Origin of the sequence: Streptomyces novaecaesareae (genome assembly GCF_000716875.1) — a bacterium.
GTDB classification, from domain to species: Bacteria; Actinomycetota; Actinomycetes; order Streptomycetales; family Streptomycetaceae; genus Kitasatospora; species Kitasatospora novaecaesareae.
The window spans coordinates 41,102-59,503 of the sequence record NZ_JNWQ01000060.1; the positions used below are offsets into that span (position 1 = coordinate 41,102).

The 18,402-nt window shown below is 74.1% G+C and carries 13 protein-coding genes, 1 tRNA gene, 1 pseudogene and 1 riboswitch; of the genes and pseudogenes, 6 read left to right on the forward strand and 9 right to left on the reverse strand.

All coding sequences use genetic code 11. The features are described 5' to 3' along the window. Positions 1–20 precede the first annotated feature (20 nt). The 7 genes from OP86_RS22240 to OP86_RS22270 form a co-directional block, all read right to left on the reverse strand. Positions 21–809 carry a pyridoxal 5'-phosphate synthase gene (locus tag OP86_RS22240; protein ID WP_234434807.1) on the reverse strand — a complete coding sequence of 263 codons (789 nt, stop codon included), beginning with the start codon at positions 807–809 and terminating at the stop codon, positions 21–23. 504 nt (positions 810–1,313) lie between these two features. Beyond that, complete coding sequence (locus tag OP86_RS22245) at positions 1,314–1,643, reverse strand: hypothetical protein (RefSeq protein ID WP_030061478.1); 330 nt, start codon at positions 1,641–1,643, stop codon at positions 1,314–1,316. Positions 1,644–2,107: 464 nt separating this feature from the next. Further along, positions 2,108–3,472, reverse strand: a complete 1,365-nt coding sequence (locus tag OP86_RS22250; protein ID WP_030061479.1) for an FAD-binding oxidoreductase — start codon at positions 3,470–3,472, stop codon at positions 2,108–2,110. Between the two features lie 161 nt (positions 3,473–3,633). Further along, on the reverse strand, positions 3,634–4,857 hold the full coding sequence (locus tag OP86_RS22255) for an MFS transporter (protein WP_051830413.1): 1,224 nt from the start codon (positions 4,855–4,857) through the stop codon (positions 3,634–3,636). 48 nt (positions 4,858–4,905) lie between these two features. Next, on the reverse strand, positions 4,906–5,733 hold the full coding sequence (locus OP86_RS22260) for a MerR family transcriptional regulator (RefSeq protein WP_030061482.1): 828 nt from the start codon (positions 5,731–5,733) through the stop codon (positions 4,906–4,908). Positions 5,734–5,862: 129 nt separating this feature from the next. After that, positions 5,863–5,950: transfer RNA gene (locus OP86_RS22265), tRNA-Ser, on the reverse strand. 77 nt (positions 5,951–6,027) lie between these two features. Continuing rightward, a complete protein-coding gene (locus OP86_RS22270; RefSeq protein ID WP_234434806.1) occupies positions 6,028–7,977 on the reverse strand; it encodes a S1C family serine protease in 1,950 nt (649 codons plus the stop codon). A 209-nt stretch (positions 7,978–8,186) separates the two neighbouring features. Further along, positions 8,187–8,333, forward strand: a riboswitch (TPP riboswitch). Between OP86_RS22270 and OP86_RS22275 the strand changes: the two genes are divergently transcribed. From OP86_RS22275 to OP86_RS22290, 4 genes are all read left to right on the forward strand, one after another. Next, positions 8,326–9,735, forward strand: coding sequence for a purine-cytosine permease family protein (locus OP86_RS22275; protein WP_078588496.1), 1,410 nt, complete (start codon positions 8,326–8,328; stop codon positions 9,733–9,735). It overlaps the preceding riboswitch by 8 nt. Positions 9,736–9,825: 90 nt before the next feature. Next, positions 9,826–10,650 carry a glycerophosphodiester phosphodiesterase family protein gene (locus OP86_RS22280; protein ID WP_078588495.1) on the forward strand — a complete coding sequence of 275 codons (825 nt, stop codon included), beginning with the start codon at positions 9,826–9,828 and terminating at the stop codon, positions 10,648–10,650. 406 nt (positions 10,651–11,056) lie between these two features. Beyond that, positions 11,057–11,476, forward strand: coding sequence for an ATP-binding protein (locus OP86_RS22285; protein ID WP_418952586.1), 420 nt, complete (start codon positions 11,057–11,059; stop codon positions 11,474–11,476). 191 nt (positions 11,477–11,667) lie between these two features. After that, positions 11,668–12,651, forward strand: a complete 984-nt coding sequence (locus tag OP86_RS22290) for a DUF5926 family protein (RefSeq protein ID WP_030255886.1) — start codon at positions 11,668–11,670, stop codon at positions 12,649–12,651. 261 nt (positions 12,652–12,912) lie between these two features. Here the strand turns inward: OP86_RS22290 and OP86_RS22295 are convergent, their stop codons facing one another. After that, positions 12,913–13,548 (reverse strand): bifunctional DNA primase/polymerase, encoded by a 636-nt coding sequence (locus OP86_RS22295; RefSeq protein WP_030255883.1) that lies wholly within the window; start codon positions 13,546–13,548, stop codon positions 12,913–12,915. 605 nt (positions 13,549–14,153) lie between these two features. Here OP86_RS22295 and OP86_RS22300 point away from each other — a divergent pair. Then, positions 14,154–15,605, forward strand: a complete 1,452-nt coding sequence (locus OP86_RS22300; RefSeq protein ID WP_078588494.1) for a PP2C family protein-serine/threonine phosphatase — start codon at positions 14,154–14,156, stop codon at positions 15,603–15,605. Positions 15,606–15,749: 144 nt separating this feature from the next. Beyond that, the gene (locus OP86_RS22305) at positions 15,750–17,249 is read left to right on the forward strand and encodes an aminopeptidase P family protein (RefSeq protein ID WP_030255877.1); all 1,500 of its coding nucleotides are present in this window, start codon (positions 15,750–15,752) and stop codon (positions 17,247–17,249) included. Positions 17,250–17,364: 115 nt separating this feature from the next. Here the strand turns inward: OP86_RS22305 and OP86_RS36800 are convergent. Continuing rightward, positions 17,365–18,402, reverse strand: a pseudogene (locus OP86_RS36800) (hypothetical protein); the annotation flags it as partial.

Sequence of the window (18,402 nt, forward strand, 5' to 3'; positions counted from 1 at the left end):
GCCCGCCGGTCAGCGATGCGTTACGGCCAGAGCAGGGTGCGTGACCACTCCGGGGAGCTGACCGGGCCGGTGCGGGTGTAGCGCAGCCGGACGTGCCGACGCTGGGCGTCGCCCTGCCAGAACTCCACCTCGTGCGCCCACAGGGTGTAGACCGCGTGCCCGGGCGCGACCGCGTCCGGGTGCGCCTCCAGGCGGCGACGGGCGACCGCCACCGCCTCGTCGTACTCGGCCGGCGAGGCCAGCGGCTCGCTCTGCCGCCCGACCAACGCGCCGACCCGGGCCGCGGGCGTACGGGTGGCGAACTCGGCGGCGGCCACCACGTCGGCGGCCCGCTCGACGGTGCCGCGCACCCGCACCTGGCGGCCCAGCTGCGGCCAGTAGACGCTCAGCGCGGCGGCCGGGTGGTCGGCGAGCTGACGGCCCTTCGGGCTGTCGGCGGCGGCGGAGAAGTTCCAGCCGGTACCGGCCGCGTCGACGTCGCGCAGCACCAGCACCCGGGCGTCCGGCATGCCGTCCGCGTCGACGGTGGAGAGGGTGAACGCCTGCGGGTCCAGCACCCCGGCGTCCAGAGCGGTGGCGAGCCAGTCCACGAACAGCGGGCCGGGCTCGGCGGGCGCGGCCTCGTGGTCGAAGGACGGCAGCGGGCGGGCCATGGGCGGACGGCCGAGCAGCAGTTCGGGAACGGACCTGGGCTCGGGCCGGCGCTCACAGGCCGGCTCGACCGCCGGCTCCGGGCGCGTCTCCGCCTCGGGCTCCGGTGCAGGCCTGGCCTCGTCCGGACCGGTCAGGCCCTCCTCCTCCGCCGCCATCGCGCACCCTTCCTTCCGATTGCCGCGGTCGCCACCCCGGCCGGACCGGCCCTTCCGGGCCCGGGCACGTGATGCGCTGTCGGAGCGCAACCGTACCGCCGAGGGCCGACGGCTCCGGGCGCGGGCCCTCGGGTGGGCGGATCACGGCCGGTCGGCGGGGGCGGTAGGGATGGTGCCGGACGGTGCCGGACGAGTCCGGACGCACTCGTGGGCGGTGCCGATGGCGGCACCGCCCACGAGGCCGGTTTCGCGGTGACCCTTTCCGCTGGCCGGTCGATGCGCTGTTCCCTCTGTGATGCGCGGATCCCTCTGGTTGTTCCGGTTGTTCCGGTTGTTCGGGTTGTTCCTGCTGTTCCTGCTGTTCCGTTTCTTCCGGTCCGCTCCTTCCGGTCCGGTCCGGACCCGGCCGCTGATGCTCGGCCCGCCCGCGGACACCCACCTCCGGCGCCCCCGCCTTCCGTGGTGCCCGGTACGGTCACGCGATCACACGGCCGCTCGGCCTGGTCAGCCGAAGATCGGGGCGAAGATGACGTTGACGTCCTTGTTGCCCTGGCCGGCCAGGATGGCGCCCGAGTTGTCCTTCGCCGCAAGGGTGTTGCTCTGGTTCGAGGCACCGGAACCGGTGGCCGTCTGCTGGGTGGAGACGTAGTTGCCGTCGACCCCGCCGAACACGTTGCCGGTACCGACGTTGGACACCACACCGGCGTTGGATCCGGTCGCAGCGCCCGCGCCGTTGTCGGCGACGGCGGCACCGGCGCCCGCCAGCAGCAGACCGGCCGCGAGCGGGCCGGCGAGCAGGAGTCCGGCCACCCGACGGGTGTGGATGCGAGCCATGAAAACCTCCAAGAAGCTGCTAATCGTGCATTGGTCGAGCATGGTGTGCAAGGTTCGCCGGCCAGACGAACACCTGCGGGCTGCGACGCCGGAAGCAAGACTTCCGCAACAAATCGACAAAGCACTAGCCGACAGGGCAGTTTTCGCCCGTTAGCGTGATATCCACCGAGGCCGCGCATAACGGCAGGGAAAACGGAAAGCGCGCCGACACACCATCCGTGAGCTGGGGTTTTCACTCGAACGGACGCCACTCGTCAGGCCTTGGGAAACGGCGTCTCGGCGTCAGACGAACCACCGGTTGCACCACCCCGGCGCAGACGAACCACGGACACGCCCCCGAAAGGTTCGCCCACCCTTCCAAGTCGACTTTTTCGGCCATTCCCAGACCATCCGAAAGTCACATCGATTCGGCGCGTAAACGGGCATGGGGAAGCCGTCGATGCGCCCTGTCGAAAAGTCGAAAGTCAGACCATCTTGCCCGGGTTGAGGATGCCCAGCGGATCGAAGACCGCCTTCACCTGCCGCTGCAGCTCCAACCCCACCGGGCCCAACTCGCGGGCCAGCCAATCCCGCTTGAGCAACCCCACCCCGTGCTCCCCGGTGATCGTGCCGCCCAGCTCAAGGCCGAGCGCCATGATCTCGTCGAAGGAGCGCTGGGCGCGGACGGTCTGCTGCTCGTCCGCGGCATCGAAGATCACGATCGGGTGGGTGTTGCCGTCCCCGGCATGGCTGACCACCCCGATGGTCAGCCCGTGCCGCTCGGCGATCACCGCGACACCGTTCAGCATCTCGGCCAGCCGGGAACGCGGCACCGCCACGTCGTCGATCATCGTGGTACCCAGCCGATCCAGCGCCGGCAGCGCCATCCGCCGGGCCGCCAACAGCAGATCGGACTCCGCCTGGTCCTCGGCCGGCACCACCTCGGTCGCCCCGGCGTCCCGGCACAACCGCGCGACCCGCGCCAACTCGGCCACCCGGTCCGGCCCGTCGAAGGCCACCAGCAGCAACGCCTGAGTGGACTCCGGCAGTCCCATCTGCCCCATCTCGTTGACCGCCCGCACCGCGACCGCGTCCATCAGCTCCATCAACGACGGGGTCAGACCGCGCGCCATCACCTCGCAGACCGCCGCACCCGCCGCGTCCGCACTCGGGAACTCCGCCGCCAGCGCCAGCTGCGGAGCCGGCGCGGGCCGCAGCGCCAGGACCGCCCGGACCACCACGCCGAGCGTCCCCTCCGAACCGACGAACAACCGGGTCAGGTCGTACCCGGCCACGCCCTTGGCCGTCCTGCGGCCGGTCGACAGCAGCCGCCCGTCCGCCAGCACCACGTCCAGGCCGAGCACGTACTCGCTGGTGACGCCGTACTTCACGCAGCAGAGCCCGCCCGCACCGGTGCCGATGTTGCCGCCGATCGTGCAGGACTCCCAGCTGGACGGGTCCGGCGGGTACGACAGCCCCAACTCCTCGGCGGCATGCGAGAGTTCGGCGTTCACCACGCCGGGCTCGACGACCGCGATCCGGTTCACCGGGTCGATCTCCAGGATCCGGTTCAGCTTCAGCAGCGACAGCACGACGCAGCTGTCCACCGCGTTCGCCGCACCCGACAGCCCCGTCCGGGCACCCTGCGGCACCACCGGCACGCGCAGCTCGGTCGCGGTGCGCATCACGTGCTGCACCTGCTCGACCGTCTCCGGGAACACCACCACGGCGGGCACACCGGCCGCGCAGAACCCCGCCATGTCACGGCTGTACGCGGCGGTCACATCGGGATCCACCACCACGGCCCCGGCCGGGAGGCCCTGCGCCAGTCGGTCCGTCAGATCACCCATCGCCGCCTCCGCTCACCGCCCGACCGCCTCCACCTCCGCACTCTGCCCGGACGGCGGGGGCCGGGCAAGTGGGCCCCGGGTGGGAGGAGGGACGGGTGGGGAAGCGGGTAGGCCCCCGGGTGGGGCGAGAGGCCGGTGGGCGCCCCGGTTCAGGTCCCGGTTCAGGCCCGGCGGAGGGTGGGGGTGGCCAGGGCGGTGAGGCCCGCGGCGGCGGTGGCGAGGGCGCAGAGGAGAGTGGGCAGGGCGGCGCCGGTCGCGTCGGCGAGCAGGCCCAGCAGGGCGTTCGAGACCACCAGGGCCACGCTCTGTACGAGCGTCAGCAGCGCTTGGACACGGGAGAGGTGGCTGGACGGGGCCCCCGTCAGCACCAGCGGTCCGAGGTGGCAGGCGAAGAGCCCCGAGCCGACGCCCGCCACCGCGCTGCCGGCCACCGCCGGCACCGGCCCCGCGGCCAGGGCCAGCAGCGCGATCCCCGCCGACGCCGTACAGAGCCCGGCCGCCGCCCCGACGCCGGCCCGGGGCAGCCCGCCCCGCCAGGCGACCAGGGCGGCCACCGCGAGCACCCCGGCCGCCTGCCCTGCGCTCACCAGTCCGGCCGTACCCGCCGTCCAGCCGTGCGCCCGGGCGAGCAGCGGGCCGAGGAGCGACACCACCGGCAACAGCGCCCCGGCGGCCGCGCCGGTGAGCAGCAGCGCGGCCCGCAGCAGCGGATCGCCCAGGGCGAGCCGGACACCGGACGCGGCCTCCCGCAGCACGCCGCGCGACGCGGCGGTCCGGTCCGCGGACGACGCGGCCTCCCGGGGCCGGACCCGCAGCAGGACCAGCAGGACGATCCCGAAGCTCACCGCGTCGGCCACCGCCGCACCGGACAGCCCGCCGCCGGCGACCAGCAGACCGCCCAGCGGCGCCCCGAGCAGCACCGCGCTCTGCCCGCCGGCCTGGCGCAGCGCGAGCGCACGGGCCAGGCCGGGGGCAGGCACCAGCCGGCGCGGCATCGACCCGCTCGCCGGGAGGTGGAACGCGTCGACGGTTCCGATCACGACGGCCGCCGTGACCAGCAGCCACAGCGGCGTCCCCGGGCCGCCCGCCACGAGCGCCAGGGCGAGGGTCGCCACCAGCATCACGGCGTCCGCGGCGAGCATCACCCGGCGGGCCCCGAACCGGTCCGCGACCGCACCGCCCAGCAGGACCAGGGCCGTTCGCGGCACGGTGATCGCCGTCAGGACGAGCCCGGCCGCCCCGCCGCCGTGCGCGGAGGCGGCCCAGCCGAGGGCGAAGTACAGCGCGGCGTCGCCCAGCAGCCCGGCCTGGGCACCGGCCAGCCAGAGCAGGTACGACCCGGGGAGCGCGGCAGGTGGCGGCGGGGTGAGGGCGGCAGTGGTCATGCCGGGCGACGCTAGGGCCCTCGACCTGGTCGAGGGCAACCGCGCACCCTACCGGCGGACCACCGGCTCCTGGAGCTCCACCACCCACTGCGAGGGGTCGTCCGGGCACTCCAGGTAGAGCTCGCGGGCGTAGCCGGCCGAGCGGTGGCCGCTCTCCTCGATGAAGCGGGCCAGCGCCTGGAAGCTGCCGACCGAGTCGTCCATCGAGCCGCGGTGCACGATGGAGGCGGCCTGCTCGATCGGCGGCAGGTCGAGCACCTCGACGTCGGCCCGGCCGGGGCGCACCGAGGGGCCGATCGGGACGGCGACCCGGATCAGCACCGAGCCGTCGCCCTCCGGCGAGTCCTCGTAGCGGGCGACGGCCGGGCCGGTCTCCGCGATCCCCGCCCCGGCCAGTCGGCGGCACAGTTCGGCGAACAGCGGGCCGATCACCGGCCCGATGTCCTCGGGCGCGTAACTCGCCGCCACGCCGGTCAGTTGGGCCACCCGGACGGACGGCACGGACTTCACCACGACATCGTGCTGGGACATGGTCCCCTCGCTCTCGATCGTCCGGAGCCTCGCCTCCACCCGGGCCAGCCGCTGCTCGTCCGCCGCGATCGCCTCGGCGAGCTGGGCCCGCCGCAGCCGCAGCATCCCGCGCAGGGCGGCCGCGTCGACCTCCTCGTCGAGGACGGCCCGCACCTGCTGCAGCGTGAAGCCGAGCTCCTTGAGCGCGATCACCCGGTTGAGCCGGGCGAGTTGGCCCGCCTCGTACGAGCGGTACCCGCTGACCGGGTCCACCCGGGCGGGCCGCAACAGGCCGATCGCGTCGTAGTGGCGCAGCATCCGCACCGACACCCGGCCGTGGCTGGCGAAGTCTCCGATGTTCAACATGGTGCCTCCACTCCACGGCCTCCCACGGTGTCAGGGTCAACCCCGGCCGCCGAACCACCCCGGAAAACACCGAGGGCGGGTGCCGACTCGATGTCGGCACCCGCCCTGAGCAGGTGGTTCTCCTACCAGCGGAGAGCGTGGGATTCGAACCCACGGTGACGGGTCACGCCACGACAGTTTTCAAGACTGTTCCCTTAGGCCGCTCGGGCAGCTCTCCAGGCGGAGGTCAGCCTAACGGGTCCGGCGGGGTTCGGTGCACACGGTTTCGCGGCGGTGCGGGTCAGTGCGCGGGGGTCACTGGTCGCCGTCGCGCTGGCCGAGGGTGACCTTGGTGTTGAAGGTCTGGCCGTTGCGGGTGTACTCGACGTCGACGGTCTCGCCGGGCTTGTGCGTCCAGATCCGGCTGACCAGGGCGGGGCCGTTCTCGATCGGTGTGCCGCCGAGCTTGGTGATGACGTCGCCCGGCTTGAGGCCGGCCTTGTCGGCCGCGCCGCCGGGGGTGACGGCGGGCTGGCCCTGGACGTCCTTGGTCTGGATCTGCGCGCCGTCGCCCTTGTAGTCGTCGTTGCGCAGCACGTCGAGCTTGGCGTAGACCGGCTTGCCGGTCTTGATCAGGGTGTCCGCGACCCACTTGGCCTGGTTGATCGGGATGGCGAAGCCCAGACCGATGCTGCCGGCCCGGCCGTTGGCGGAGGCGTTGGACTGGATCGCCGAGTTGATGCCGATGACGGCGCCGCCGGAGTCGAGCAGCGGGCCGCCGGAGTTGCCGGGGTTGATCGAGGCGTCGGTCTGCAGGGCGTTCATGTACGAGGCCTGCGAGCCGGTCTCGTCGCCGGAGGCGACCGGGCGGTCCTTGGCGCTGACGATGCCGCTGGTGACGGTGGACTCCAGGCCGTACGGCGCGCCGATCGCGACGGTGGCGTCGCCGACGTTGACCTTGTCGGAGTCGGCCAGCGGCAGCGGAGCCAGCTTGCTCTTCGGCGGGTTGTCGATCTTGACCACGGCGACGTCGTAGCCCTCGGCGTGGCCCAGCACCGAGGCCGGGTAGGAGGTGCCGTCGGCGAACTTGACGGTCAGTTTGCCGCCGTTGAGGGTCGGCGCGACCACGTGGTTGTTGGTGAGGATGTGGCCCTCGGTGTCGAAGACGAAGCCGGTGCCGGTGCCCGACTCGCCGTTGCCCTGCGCCTTGATGGTGACGACGCTGGGCAGCGCCTTCTGCGCGATGGCGGCGATCGAGCCGGGGGCGGGCTCGTTCTTCTGGGTGTCGCTGGCCTGGACGGTGGTGCTGCGGTGGTCGTCCGCGGAGCTGCTGCCGTTGCGGTCGGCGACGGTCACGCCGAGCGCGCCGCCGGCCACGCCGGCGACCAGGGCGACGGCCGCGATCAGGGCGACCAGGCCGCCGCGCTTCTTGCGCGGGCCGCCGCCGTGCGGGCCACCGGGGTACTCGGCCGGGTAGCCGAGCGGACCGCCCGGGCCGCCGGGGAAGCCCGCACCGCCGGAGGTGGCGTCGTGGGTCGGGCCCCAGCCGCCGAGCGGCTGGCCGGCGCCGAAGGGGTGGTGGCCGTGCGCGGCGGGCACGCCGGGGGCGACCGGGGTACCGGGGGCGGCCGGGGCGGCGCCGTACACGTCGTGCGCGCCGGCGGCGGGGACGCCGTGGGTCGGGGTGGCGTACGGGTTGCCGGCCGGCGGCAGTGCCGGGGCGGCCGCCGGGGCGGCGGGTGCGGCGGCCGGGGCGGCGGGCGGCAGGACCGGCGGCGGCGCGTCGATGTAGCCGGTGGCCGGGTCGACGGCGGGCTCCTCGGCGACGGGCACGACCGGCGCGGCAGGCGCGGCGGGCGCAGCAGGCGCGACGGGCACCTCGGGCGCGGCGGCCGGGGCCTCCGGCGCGGGGACCTTGGTCAGGGCGACGGTGGGCTTGTGCCCGCCCTCGGTCGCACCACCCTCGGCCTCGGCGGGCGCCGCCTCCGGCTCGGGGATCCGGCCGAACGCCATGGTCGGCTTGTGCCCGCCGTCCGCCGGGGCCGCGTCGGCCGGAGCGGACTCGACGGAGGCGGCCTCGACGGGAGCGGCCTCGACGGGAGCGGCCTCGACGGGAGCGGCCTCCGGCTCGGGGACCCGCCGGAAGGCCATGGTCGGCTGGTGCCCGCCCTGAGCGGGGCCCTCGGAAGCGGACTCGGCCGCCCCCTGCCCGGCGGGCTGCTCCCCCTGCGGCCCGGTGGGCCCAACCTCGCGCTCGGTGCTCACGGACGACCTCCATAGCTGACAGAACCAAGGACCATAGTTTTTCGCACCGTCGATTCGATTGCCGTAAGGACCCCTCTGAAGAACTCATAAGAATCCTTAGCCGGCGCCGACGGCCGAGGGGCTCCCCTCCCCCGCCGGGCATCCCGCGATGCGGACCGCACTCGGCCTGGCCTTGGAGTTCGCCCCCGTGCCGGTTAGCCTGTCGCTCCAAACTGACACGCGGGAGCTTGGACCGACCAGGCTGAGAGTGCGCATGTCGAAGGTACGCCACGCGAGCGGGGCGAATCTTCGAGGGGGCGCTGACCGCCGGAACCTGTCCGGGTAATGCCGGCGTAGGGAGTATCGGCCATGCCGCCTGCTTCGCCATCCTCTTCTTCGGGCGCGCCCGCGTCCAAGGATTTCCCCGACTCCACGGCCACGACGGCCGTCCTGGACCGGCCCGAGCGCGTCGAGGCGCCGCTGGTCCTGGACACCGAGCCGCCGCGCACCCTGCGCTTCCGGGACCACTTCGCGCTCTGGATGAACCTGGGCGTCAGCCTGATCGGCTTCTCCACCGCCGCCACCGTGCTCGGCGCGCCCGGCAGCGAGCTGTCGCTGGCCGCCGCGGTGACCGCGATCGCGGTCGGTACGGCGGTCGGCACCGCGATGCTCGGCGTGGCCGCGCTGATCGGCGCCCGGACCGGCGCCCCCGCGATGGCCAACCTGCGCGGGCTGTTCGGCACCCGGCTGTCGTACCTGCCGACGGTGCTGAACATCGTGCAGTGCATCGGCTGGGGCGTGTTCGAGCTGCTGACGATCTCGGCGGGCGCGCAGACCGTCGCCCACACCACCGGCTACCGCTGGCTGTTCGTGCTGCTCGCGGGCGCGCTGACCACCGCGCTGACGATCTGGCCGCTGGGCTCGATCGCGGTGCTGCGCCGCTTCGTGGCCGGGGCGGTCGCCGTCGCGATGGTGTACTTCACCGTCCAGCTGGGCCGCCAGGGCGTGCCGGACCCGGGCGCCGGCAACTGGCACGGCTTCCTCGGGGCGACCGACGCGATGATCGCGGTGTCGGTCTCCTTCGTCCCGCTGGCCGCCGACTACACCCGGCACTCGCGCACCGCGCGCTCGGCGTTCTGGGGCAGCTTCTCCGGCTACACGATCGCCCAGGTCTGGTGTTACGCGCTCGGCCTGATGGCGCTGCTGCAGTCCGACGGCGACCCGAACAAGATCTTCGACTCCTTCCTCGGGGTCTGGGCCGGCTGGCTGTTCCTGCTGGTCCTGGTGCTGCGCGAGACCGACCAGTCCTTCGCCAACGTGTACTCGACCGCGATGTCGGTGCAGAACCTGCTGCCGAAGGTGGACCGCCGGCTGCTGAGCGGCGGGATCGGCGTGCTGATCACCGTGCTGGCGCTGCGGATCGACAAGTTCACCGACACCTACACCAACTTCCTCGGCCTGATCGGCTCGGTGTTCGTGCCGCTGCTGGCGGTGCTGGCGGTGGACTTCTTCCTCGGCGCCGGGCGGCAGGGCTGGAACCTCTCCGCCGACGCGCCGTCCCGCTGGACCATGCTGCTGCCGTGGGTGCTCGGCTTCGCGGTCTACCAGTTCATCGCGCCGACGCCGGTGGCCGGCTGGTGGACGGACTTCTGGACCTCCGCCCAGGGGACGCTGCACTTCACCCCGCAGGAGTGGACCTCCGCCTCGCTGTTCGCCTTCCTGGTGCCGGCCCTGGCCACCTGGGCGCTCACCCCGCTGTCCCGCCGCACCGCGCGCTGACGCCGGGCAACCGCAGGCGGCCCGCAGACGGCCCCACAGGTTGGGGCCGTCTTCTCCTCCGCGTCACCTCCGCCGCCTATCGTTGGGCCTGTGACCAGCCCAGACCTGTCCTCGGCGGCGGCGCGCACCGCGCCGCCCGTCCAGGTGATCGCCCACCGCGGTTCCTCCCACGCCCTGCCCGAACACACCCTCGCGGCCTACCGCCGCGCGCTCGACGAGGGCGCGGACGCGGTCGAGTGCGACGTCCGGGTGACGGCCGACGGCCACCTGGTGTGCGTGCACGACCGGCGGATCGGCCGGGTCTCCAACGGCCGGGGCACCGTCTCGGCGATGACGCTCGCCGAGCTGGAGGCGTACGACTTCGGCGCCTGGAAGACCGGCCGCCCCAGCACCGACCCGGAGCTGCGCGGCGTACTGCGGCTGGAGCGGCTGCTGGAGCTGGTGGTGGACTGCGGCCGCCCGGTGGACCTGGCGATCGAGACCAAGCACCCGGTGCGCTTCCGCGGCCGGGTGGAGGCCGAGCTGCTGCGGACGCTGGAGCGGTACAAGATCGGCGCGACCCGGGAGGGCGACCGCCCGTCCGCCCGGATCATGAGCTTCTCCTCGATCGCGCTGAACCGGGTGGCCACCGCCGCGCCGGACCACCCGCGGGTGTTCCTGTTCGAGCGGACGCTGCCGCTGCTCGGCCGGCTGCGCGAGGGCTCTCCGCTGCCGGGCGGGGCGCGGATCGCCGGGCCGGGCATCGAGCTGGTGCGGGCCCGCCCGCAGCTGGTGACCCGGCTGCGCGAGCTGGGGCACCAGGTGCACGTGTGGACGGTGGACGAACCGGCCGACGTCGAACTCTGTCTGGAACTCGGAGTGTCCGCGATCATCACCAACCGGCCCGCCGAGGTGCTGGCGCAGCTCGGACGGTGATCCGCCGACGCACCGACGGCGGTGCCCGTACGGACTGATCACTCTGGTCGGCAGCCAAACCTTCAGCGCACGAAATTGCCGGAATTCCTGCCCCCGGGCGACAGAGGGTGAGCACGGAATGACCTCTGGTCGACCCTCGGTCGCGACGTTCGAAATGGGCCCGCGGGATCGTCCGGTGCTCGTTTCCGACGCATTACGAAGGGGCATCTCTCCCTCGGCATACGCTGAAGGAGGTCCGGGGGTGGCGTTGATGGTGGCGCGTGAAGTGCCGACTTCATCGACCATGGCAGTGCCGCACGGCCCAGCGAGTGTCGGGGTCGCACGGCGCCGACTGCGTCGAGATCTGGGTGACCGGCAGATACCCGAACCGGTCATCGATGATGCCGTACTGATCCTTTCCGAACTGTTGAGCAACGCGTGCCGGTACGCCCGTCCGCTCGGCCCGCTGCCGGCCCTCGGCCGCAGCGCCCGGGCCGAGGTGCTCGGCCAGGTGCTGGTCGGCGTCCCGTCCGGGGCGCACCCCGCGCCGGACGGCCGGGAGCACGGCGACGGCGCGGCGGAGCCGGACGGCGGCGTGCTGGTCCGCTGGCAGATGCACGCCGACGGCGTGCTCACCCTGGAGGTCACCGACGGCGGCGCGGCCACCCGGCCGCTGCCCGCCGGCCCCTCGCTGACCTCGCGCGGCGGCCGCGGCCTGTGCATCGTCGACCAGTTGGCCAGCGACTGGGGCGTGCGCGACGCGCCCGGCGAGGTCACGGTCTGGGCGGCACTGCCGGCCCGCGCCCGGCACGCCCGGCGCGACGGCGGCGACGCCCGTAGCGCGTAGCCCGTAACCGGTCGACGCCGCGGCGCACGGCCCGGTCCGCGCCGCCGCGCGCGGACGGCCCACGCCGCGGCGCGCGGACGGTCCCGTGCCCGCCCCGGCGCGGGGGCGCGCGCCGGGGGAAGCACGGGTGCCTCAGGAACGTCAGTAGGCTTCCCGGGACAAAGGACCACCGTTCCCGGGAGAGCCGCACCATGGGCAAGAAGGCCGCCAAGAAGGCGCCGCAGCGTCAGTCCACCACCGCCGTCACGGGCGAGATCCCCGTGGTCGGGGCCCGCGAGGACTGCCCCTGCGGCTCGGGCCGCCGGTACAAGGCCTGCCACGGCCGGGAGGCCTCGCACGCGGTGCAGGAGCTGGTACACCGCCCGTTCGAGGGCCTGCCGGGCGAGGCCGACTGGGTCGCGCTGCGCGAGCTGGTGCCCGCCGCCACGGTGCCGCTGACGCTGGCCGCCGGCGTGGCCGAGGGCGCCACCGGCGACGTCCCGTCGGTGACCCTGGCCACCGTGCTGCCGCTGGCCTGGCCGGCCCTGCGCCGCCAGGACGGCTCGATCCTGCTCGGCCTGCAGACCCAGTCCGCCTCCGGCGACCTCAGCCGCGACCTCGCGGACGCCCTGGAGCTGGCCCTGGCCACCGAGCCGGGCAACCCGGTGCCGGCCCGCCGGACCGTCCCTGGCGGGCGCCGCCTGCAGGACCTGCTGGACGCCACGGCCGAGTTCACGCCCGCCGTGCACACCGGCTTCGAGTTCTGGCTGGAGGACGCCGAGACCGCCACCGGCGAGGTCGCCGCCTCCCTGGAGCGCGCCAACGCCTCGGCCATCCCGACCGAGAAGCTGGCCGGCCTCGACGCCGCCTACTGGTGCGGCACCCCGGACAAGAACCACCTGCGCTGGGTGATGACCGTGCCCGAGGAGAAGCTGCTGGACGCGCTGGCCCGGCTGAACGCCGCCGGCGAGGCCTCGCTCGGCCAGGACACCCGCCTGGTCGGCTCGTTCCGCGCGCACGGCCTGACCGTGCCGGTGTGGGACCTGCCGCTCTCGATGACCGCCGCCGACTGCGAGAAGCCGGCCGCCGAGTTCCACGAGCGGCTCGTCGCCGTGCTCGCCGACGAGGCCCCGCTCACCGCCGAGGAGCGGCGCGCCCGCGCCAACCTGGTGAACCGTCAGGTCACTTTGAACTAAAGGGCGCAGGATCCGCGTGATACGCGTCACATTGTCGCGGTGAACGCGCAATTTCCGGGCGTGGAGGGCGTCTTGGAAATTGGCGCGGGCGCGGATCCTTGTTACTGTCTAAAGAGTCCGGCCGCTGGTGCATCCCCCGTCGCCAGCGGCCGGATCTTTTGTTTTTCCGGCGGGACGCGCGGATCACCGCGGATCAGGCCGCCTGGATCACCGCCGATCGGACTGTACGGATCACCGCCGATCACCACGGATCACCGCCGATCAGTACGCCGAGCGTCCGCTGTCCAGCCGGACCGTCGCCTCCACCAACTCGCCCAGCAGCGGCCCGACCTGCGGCAGCCAGACCCCGCCGCCCACGCCCGGTCGCGGCGCCAGCACCCAGCGCACCCGGCCGACCGGCCCGCCGGGCGGCAGCGCCAGGAAGCCGCCCGGCCCGTGGTAGCGCAACGAGCCCGGCACCCAAGGCAGTTGAGCGAGCATCTCGCCGAGCATGTCCAGCGAGTACGGGGCCACCAGCAGCGCGTAGCGACCCGGCATCGCCAGCACCGGGCCGAGCGGCATCCGCAGCGCGCCCAGGTAGACCAGCGCCCGGGCGCCGGCCGCCGCGGGCAGGCTGACCGCCGAGACCGTGGAGCCGGTGGCGGCCAGCACCGGCGCGTCCGGGCTCTGCCGCTCCCACCACCAGCGCACCATCCGGGCGTCCGTGGTGGCGGCGAGCAGCGAGGGGTCGTGCGGGTGCGCGCCGGGGACGGTGCAGTCCAGGTCGCCGCAGGAGCAGCGTCCGCCGGTCAGCACCGCGCCCGGCACCACGGGCCAGCGGTGGTCCACGGCGGCCGCCAGGGCCGCGGCCAACCGGGCGGCACGCTCCTCCGACCGGTCCTTCGGGTTCTCACGCATGGCGCTCGTTCCTTTCCCTGACCGCTCGGTTCGCTCCGCCCGTAAGCATCCGTCGGACTTCCCGTACGGGCCCGCCGCGGCACGGCCCCGGGCGGCGCGGAGCGGGGCGGGCGAAATGGCGGACGGCGCGGCTACGACGTGGATCACGACATGAGAGGGGCCGCGCACTGAAACAGCCCTTGGAACGAGAATCCCGTATGCGACCGGTTGGACGCCGCCCGGGCGCGCTTGGTTCCACCGTACGAGTGAGAGAGTTCCGGCTGACCCGGCTCGCGGGCGGCACGGGCATAGCATCCGGACGGCCGCCCGGTCCGTTCCCTCGGTTCTGCCCGCTCGCGGCTCCCTCCATGCCTCCCGGCCCGACCGGCGCGCGCACGAACCATGCACGCCGCCCGACCGGGTCGCAGTGGCTGTGGAACCGGCCACCGCGTCGTCCCGGATCTGGACATGCCCCGAATGGCCTGTGTAGAAGTGGTGGCATTGCTGTCGATCAATGACGAGTAGTAGCGAATCGAGGCGAAACACGCCCTTTGGCCGTGCTCGCTCCACATCGGCCGTATCTGGGGGTTTCGCATGGCACGTAGCACTGCGTCAGGAGTGGCGGCATGAACGAGTCCCACCCGTCGACGGCCCACCCGACGACGACGACCGCCGAGCCGGGCGAACCGGGCTGCGCAGGCGGGCTCACCGTCCTCGACCCGCCGGGCCTGCCCGGGCCCGCCGACGCACCGGAGAACCCGGTGGACGACCGCACGGCACCGTCCGCCGCGGTGCAGGACCGTTTGGCCGGACGCCTGTCCGATATCACCAGCCTGCACGAGCACACCGAGCGGCTCGCCCGCGCCCGCGGCCTCTCCGCCACCCTCGACACCGTGCTCGCCTCCGGCGCCGCCCTGCTCGGCGCCCGCCGCGGCGTCCTGGTCACCAGGCTGCCGGGCGGCGGCCCCGGCCAGCCGATCGGCCTCCACCTCGACCGCGCCAGCCTCGGCGCCCTGGAGACCGTCCCGACCGAGCAGAGCCTGCTCGCCCGGCTGCTGCGCGAGCACGACCGGCCCGAGCAGCTGCACTCCCCCGACCTCGTCACCGACCCGGCCATCGGCGCCCGGCTGCGCGAACTCGCCGTCCACCTCGGCCTCGGCGGCGCCTACGGCCTGCCGCTCGCCACCGCCGAGGAGGGCCCGCTCGCCGCCGCCCTCTGGTTCTACGACGAGCCCGCCGAACCGGCCCCGTGCCGGCGCGAACTCGCCCGCCACTACTGCGAGATCGCCGCCCCGCTGCTCGCCAAGCAGCTGGAGGCGGACCGGATCCTGCGCACCACCGAGGCGTTGCGCCGCGGTCTGCTGCCCGACCGGCTCCCCCGGACCAGCGGCCTGCGGCTGGCCGCCCGGCTCGTCCCGGCCGGGCTGGAACGCTCCTGCGGCAGCGACTGGTACGACGCGATCCCGCTGCCCGACGGCACCGTCGGCCTGACCGTCGGCTCGGTCTCCGGCGACGGGCCCGGCGCGGGCCCCGGCTCCGCCCCCGGCGCGGCCGCCGCGATGGGCCGGGTACGGGCCGCACTGCGGGCGTACGCGGTGCTGGAGGGCGAGGACCCGGTCTCCGTCCTGGGGGACCTGGAACTGCTGCTCAAGACCACCGAGCCGACCCGCAGCGCCACCGCCGTCTACGCCTGGGTCGAGCCCGAGGACCGGCGGATCACCCTGGCCGGCGCCGGGCACTGCCCGCCGATCCTCGTCGGCCGGCACGGCGCCGAGTTCGTGGAGACCTCGCTCTCCGCCCCGCTCGGCATGCTGGCCTGCTGGGAGGCGCCCGGCGTGGAGCTCACCGCCGAACGCGGCGACACCCTGCTGCTCTACACCGAGGGACTGGCCCGCCGCTGCGGCCCGACCCTGCACGCCGGGCAGGCCAACCTGCGCCGGGCCGCCGCCGACGCCCCGCGCGACGTGCGGATCGACCCGGACCGGCTCTGCGCCCACCTGCTGGCCGTCTGCCCGACCCCGGAGGCCGCGGCGACGGCCACCGACGACCTGATGCTGCTGGCGGCCCGCTTCGAGTGACCGCGTCGGGCCCGGACGGGTGCACCGGGCCCGAACAGCCGACTGGCCTGGCGTCCGTACCATGGACGCACGGCCGCCCGCGCGTGTCGCGATCCGACACTCCCCCCGAGGGGCGGCGGTACCACCCCCAAGGAGGCGTTGCACGTGACCGAGGACCGCACCCCCGCGCTGGCCGAGAACCCCGAGGCCGAGGGCGGCGAGGAGCCTCAGGAGTTCAAGGGCCGCAAGAACGGGCTCTACGGCGAGATCTCCGACGAGCTGGCCGCCTCGATGAAGTCCGGCTGGGCCGACACCGAGCTGCACGGCCTCACCCCGGTCACGCAGGCCCCGTACGCCGCCGAGCGCCGCGCCAAGCTGTCCGCCGCCTACCCGGGCGAGCGCCTGGTGGTCCCGGCCGGCAACCTGCGGGTGCGGTCCAACGACACCGACTACGCCTTCCGCGCCTCCAGCGAGTACGTGCACCTCACCGGTGACCAGACCGAGGACGCCGTGCTGGTCGGCGAGCCGACCGGCGAGGCGGGCCACGAGTTCGTCCTCTACCTGCTGCCCCGCTCGAACCGCGAGAACGGCGAGTTCTGGCTGGACGGCCACGGCGAGCTGTGGGTCGGCCGCCGGCACAGCCTGACCGAGCAGGAGCAGCTGCTCGGCCTGCCCGCGCGCGACGTCCGCAAGGCCGCCGAGGAGCTGGCCGAGAAGGCCAACGACTCCGCCGTGCCGACCCGGATCGTCCGCGGCTACGACGCCGGCCTGGAGGCCGCGCTCGCCGACGCCCTGGACGCCGACAAGGACGCCGGGCTCAAGGAGTTCCTGAGCGGCCTGCGGCTGGTCAAGGACGAGTGGGAGATCGGCGAGCTGCGCGCCGCCTGCGACGCCACCGTCAAGGGCTTCACCGACGTGGTCCGCGAGCTGGGCCAGGCCGTCGCCACCTCGGAGCGCTGGATCGAGGGCACCTTCTGGCGCCGCGCCCGGGTCGAGGGCAACGACGTCGGCTACGGCACCATCGCCGCCGCCGGCCCGCACGCCACCACCCTGCACTGGGTCCGCAACGACGGCGACGTGCGCCCCGGCGAGCTGCTGCTGCTGGACGCGGGCGTGGAGACCCACACCCTGTACACCGCCGACGTCACCCGCAGCCTGCCGATCGACGGCCGCTTCACCGAGCTGCAGCGCCGGATCTACGACGCGGTGTACGACGCGCAGGAGGCCGGCATCGCCGCGGTGAAGCCGGGCGCCCGCTTCCGCGACTTCCACGAGGCCTCGCAGCGGGTGCTCGCCGAGCGTCTGCTCGCCTGGGGCCTGCTGGACGCCTCGGTGTACGACGTCGAGAAGGTCCTGGAGCTGGGCCTGCAGCGCCGCTGGACCCTGCACGGCACCGGCCACATGCTCGGCCTGGACGTCCACGACTGCGCCCACTCGCGCCGCGAGGAGCACGTCGACGCGCTGCTGGTGCCCGGCATGGTCCTCACCGTCGAGCCCGGCCTGTACTTCCAGCAGGACGACCTGACCGTGCCGGAGGAGTACCGCGGCATCGGCGTCCGGATCGAGGACGACATCCTGGTCACCGCCGACGGCAACGAGAACCTCTCGGCGGGCCTCCCCCGCCGCTCGGAGGACGTCGAGGCCTGGATGGCCTCGCTCGCCTGAGCCCGAGCGCCTGAGCAGGCAAGAGGGCCCGGCCTCCCGAGCAGTGGGAGGCCGGGCCCTCGGTCATCGGCGCGGGGCGCGGGGCGCGGGGCGTGTAACGCGGGGCACGGGACCGCTACCGGTCCAGGGTGCCGAAGGGGTTCCAGCGGGCGGCCTGGTGGCCGTTCGACTGGGCGCCCACCAGGACCTCCACGTCGCCGTGCAGCGGAGCCTTCCGCACCGCGATCCGGAAGGCGTACTCGACCGAGTCGCCCCACCGGTTGACCTCCAGCCCGGTCGGGGCGACCGCGATCAGACCGGTGCAGTCCTGCTTCAGCTCGACCGGCTTCCACGCGCCGCCGACCAGGACCTCCAGCGTGACGTCGGCCGCGCCCAGCTCGTCGGCGGCCGACACGGCCACCACCGGGTGCAGGTTCGCGGTGCCCTCCGGTGCGGAGACGACGAGGCCGAACTCGGACGGGGTCGTGCCGACGGTGCGGCTCCCCGACGACACGCCCGTCACCGCCGGGCCGTGGTGGTCGACGACCGAGGCGTTCACCACGGCCTTCGCCATGCCGCGGTAGTCCGCGGAGTTCGGCACCGGGGCGTCCGCCTCGATCGCGATCCGGCCCGGGGAGTTGGCCAGGGACAGCCGCATCCGGTACTCGATGGTCCGGCTCTCGCCGGCGGCGAGCGTGAAGGCCCCGTCGTTCCGGTTGATCACGTAGTCCATGCCGGAGCCCTGGCTGAGCTTGTCCAGCTTCTTCCAGCCCGAGGCGTCCTTGCGCTCCAGGGTGCCGTCCGCCATCGCGACCATCCGCCCGCAGGGCGCGCCCTCGTACTGCTGGGTGGCCACCACCGGGGCCACGCTGCGGGTGCCGGTGGCGTCGTTGTTCTTCCAGGTGACGGAGAAGGACACCAGGTCGTTCAGCTCGATCTGCCGGCCCTCGTCCAGGCCGGTGAAGGTGATGCCGATCCCGTTGCCGCCGGACTGGGCGGGCGCGGAGGGCTTCGGGGCGGCGGAGGGCTTTTCGGCGGGCCGGCCGGCGGCAGGCTTGGCGGCGGGCTTGGCGGCCGCCGGCTTGGTCCCGGCCTTCACGGCGGACGTGGCCCCGGTCACGGCGGCGGGGGTCTCGGCGGCCGTCGGCGCGGCGGTGGGGGCGGTGCTGGGCGC